The 3037-nt window shown below is 61.8% G+C and carries 3 protein-coding genes; 1 reads left to right on the plus strand and 2 read right to left on the minus strand.

What is annotated here, in order from left to right; all coding sequences use genetic code 11:
* Positions 1-1252 (minus strand): hypothetical protein (locus C100_RS31140; protein WP_024018955.1); only part of this gene is annotated, 1252 nt, incomplete at its 3' end.
* Positions 1253-1822: a recombinase family protein gene (locus C100_RS31145; protein ID WP_013849886.1), complete on the minus strand. Its 570-nt coding sequence runs from the start codon at positions 1820-1822 to the stop codon at positions 1253-1255.
* Positions 1823-1962: 140 nt separating this feature from the next.
* Here C100_RS31145 and C100_RS31150 point away from each other — a divergent pair.
* A partial coding sequence (locus C100_RS31150) for a DUF4158 domain-containing protein (protein WP_024018957.1) occupies positions 1963-3037 on the plus strand: 1075 nt, incomplete at its 3' end.

The raw sequence follows: 3037 nt of genomic DNA on the forward strand, positions 1-3037 counted from the left end.
CCTTTACCCGCCCCGCCTTTGTACAGGCCAGAACGCGTGGCGTCTTGTGGCTGAGGGCTGGGACCGGCTCATCGAGCGTTTTCGTATATTCACGGGTCAGCATATCGTGAACGATGCGCTCCATTTCATGCGGTGGAATATCCAGCGCCTCGTCCTGTGGCGTGCGGGCGGCATCGTCGGCCATAACCTGATCGAGCGTCCGGATTTCGGCCATAGGCGCGCTCACGCAATCACCAAGCCATTCGCCCATCTGGGTAATTGCTCGCTCCGCGCGGGCGGCACTGTTTACCTCGACGATCAGCTTGCGCCCTGCCAGTTCCACATTGGCAAAAACCGGCGTGCCGTCATCCATGGTCGTGACGAAGGCCCGCTTGCCTTTGGTCGCTTGCGGCTTCTTGTTCTTCGTCGCTGGTGCCAGCCAGTTCCAGAAACTGTCGCTGGCAGGTTCCAGCCATTGTGCCGCGTTCAGCCTTCGGATCAGGCTCTTGCCGACCACGCCTTTCGCCAGCGGAAAAACGATACGGTGGAACACCAGGTCATCGCCGTCGGCGTTGACCATATCCGGCGCGCTGCCGGGCATGGCCTTGCCCAGACAGTCGAGCAGCCACATGTTCGTGAACATCGGTCCCGATGCTCCCAGAAGCGCGTCCCGATCGGACGGGTCCAATTCCGCAGTGTCCTGAGTTTCGTCGGCAAGTCGGGAAAATGCCTCGACCACTCGCACGGCGCCCTCAGCGCTGAACGGCAACAGCGCTCCGGAAATGCCATGGCGCCCGTTCACGTCGACAACCCTTGCGGCGATCTTGTCCCAGTTGACCAGGGTCTGGGTTGCACCGTGTTCGCGCACCGTCACCGGAGCAACGTCGCGCAGCAGATCGCGCAAGGTCATCGACTGACCAGGCACGACTTCGCTGACCTCATAGAGCGACATGACCGTATCGCGTAACGCGCGCATATAGGCCTTGTTCGGCGCCTTTTCGTTCCAGCCCCGGCGCTTGAGATAGTCATCGACCAGATTGCGACCGTCGGGTTCCAGTTCCTGCGTAAGCAGATCTTCAAAGGCGCAGCCCCATAGCGGCCCTTGCCAGTGATCGCCAATTATCTCGAATATGGCGTCAGGCTCGAGTCCGGTCGCTTCGCTCGCCGGATCGAGATGCGCGGACAGCATTTCGGCCAATGCCTCATCCCATGGCGCGCGATCCGCATATTTCATCAGGCCGGAAAGATCGTGAGCCGATTTCGATCTGGACATTCAGATGGGCCTTTCCACGCCGAGGCGGCGCATTTCTCGATAGATGGTCGATCGGCCGATGCCGAGTTGTCGTGCTGCTTCTGTCGGCGAGATGCTCGCTTCGACCAGTTTGATGGCGGCATGTACCTTGGACATGTCGAGCGGCTGACGGCCGGGCAACTTGCCTTTGGCGCGCGCGGCGGCGATCCCATCCCTGGTTCGCTCGGAGATCAGTCTCCGCTCGAAATGGGCGATGGCCCCGAACACATGGAAGATGAGTTCGCCGGCGGCCGACGATGTGTCGATCTTTTCCTCAAGACTCAGGAGCGCGATGCCCTGGCCGCGTAGCGTCTCGACCGTGGTGAGCAATTCGGCGAGCGAGCGCCCAAGCCGATCGAGGCGGACCACCGCCAGCGTGTCGCCCTTGCGGGCATAGGCGATCAGTTCGGCCAGACCGGGCCGCTCCATGCTCTTGCCCGACATGACGTCGGTGAACACCTTGATCGCGCCGGCCTCCTCCAGACGCATGGTCTGTCCAGCCACGTCCTGATCGCCGGTGCTGACGCGGGCATAACCCAGAATATCGCCCATCCCGTGCGTCTCCCAAACGGTCGTTCTGTGGACGATCTGAAGGGCGATCGCTTCGCCCCATCCATATCCGTCCACATACTATGTCTCTTTACTCATGGCTGTCCATAGGCCCAGATGACCTTTTGTGGACGGGAATCGGAATGACGAAGCGTAAGCATCAACTCCTGACCGAGAGCGAACGCGATCAGATCCTCGCCATCCCGAGCGAGCGCGGCCATCTAGCCCGGCTCTACACCTTCGAGCCTTCGGACATCGAGATCATCGGCGCACGACGGGAGCGACGGAACCAGTTGGGTGTCGCGCTGCAACTCGCGCTCTTGCGGCACCCGGGCATCACACTGGCGCAGTTGATACAGGACAAGGGAGCGATACCCCATGATCTCGCCGCCTTCGTCGCGGAACAACTTGGTCTACACGTAACCGACCTGGCCAACTATGCAGCGCGGGATCAGACGATGACGGACCATGCCCGCGAGCTGGCGATGCGAGCGGGCCTTCGTGGACCAACCCGCGCCGACATTCCCTTCATGATCGAAGCGGCCGCGAAAACGGCATGGGCGACCGACAAGGGGATGACGATAGCGATCGGCGTTGTCACCGCCCTTCGCGAGGCCCGGATTCTACTGCCGTCCATCTCCACCATCGAACGCGCCAGTAGTGCGGGACGCGCGCGTGCCCGCAAGCAGGCTGCCTACGCCCTGATCGCTGATCTTAGCGCCGAACAGGTCCACGCCCTCGACCAGGTCTTTGACGACGCCGGCGGCATGAGCCAACTCGCTTCGCTCAAGACCATTCCCGTTGCGGCCAGGCCCGATCACATCCGCCAGATTCTCGACCGCCTGCGGCAAGTGCGGAAGATCGGCATCTCCCCGGACGTGGCTGGCCGCATCCATGCCGACCGATTTCGGCAATATGTCAGGGAAGGCCGCGCTTCGCCTGCCTATATGATCGAGCGATATATTCCCTCCCGACGGCGCGCTACGCTGGTTGCGTTCCTGCTCGACCTCGAGGAACGACTGACCGATAACGCCTTGGAGATGGCGGACAAGCTGATCGGCAGCATCTTCACCCGCGCGAAGAACGCCCAGGCGCGCAGCTATGCCACCACGTCAAAGAATGTGGCGCGGCTGATGCTGATCTTTCGCAGGACAATCGACGCATTGACCGATGCGGTCGATACCGGCGAAGATCCAATGGAGGCCCTGGACGCATCGG

The organism is Sphingobium sp. C100 (assembly GCF_000508185.1).
In the GTDB taxonomy this organism is placed as follows: Bacteria; Pseudomonadota; Alphaproteobacteria; order Sphingomonadales; family Sphingomonadaceae; genus Sphingobium.

Excerpts from the sequence above, each read along its gene's own strand:
- C100_RS31145 (WP_013849886.1), bottom strand. The coding sequence starts at position 1,822 with ATGGGCGATATTCTGGGTTATGCCCGCGTCAGCACCGGCGATCAGGAC.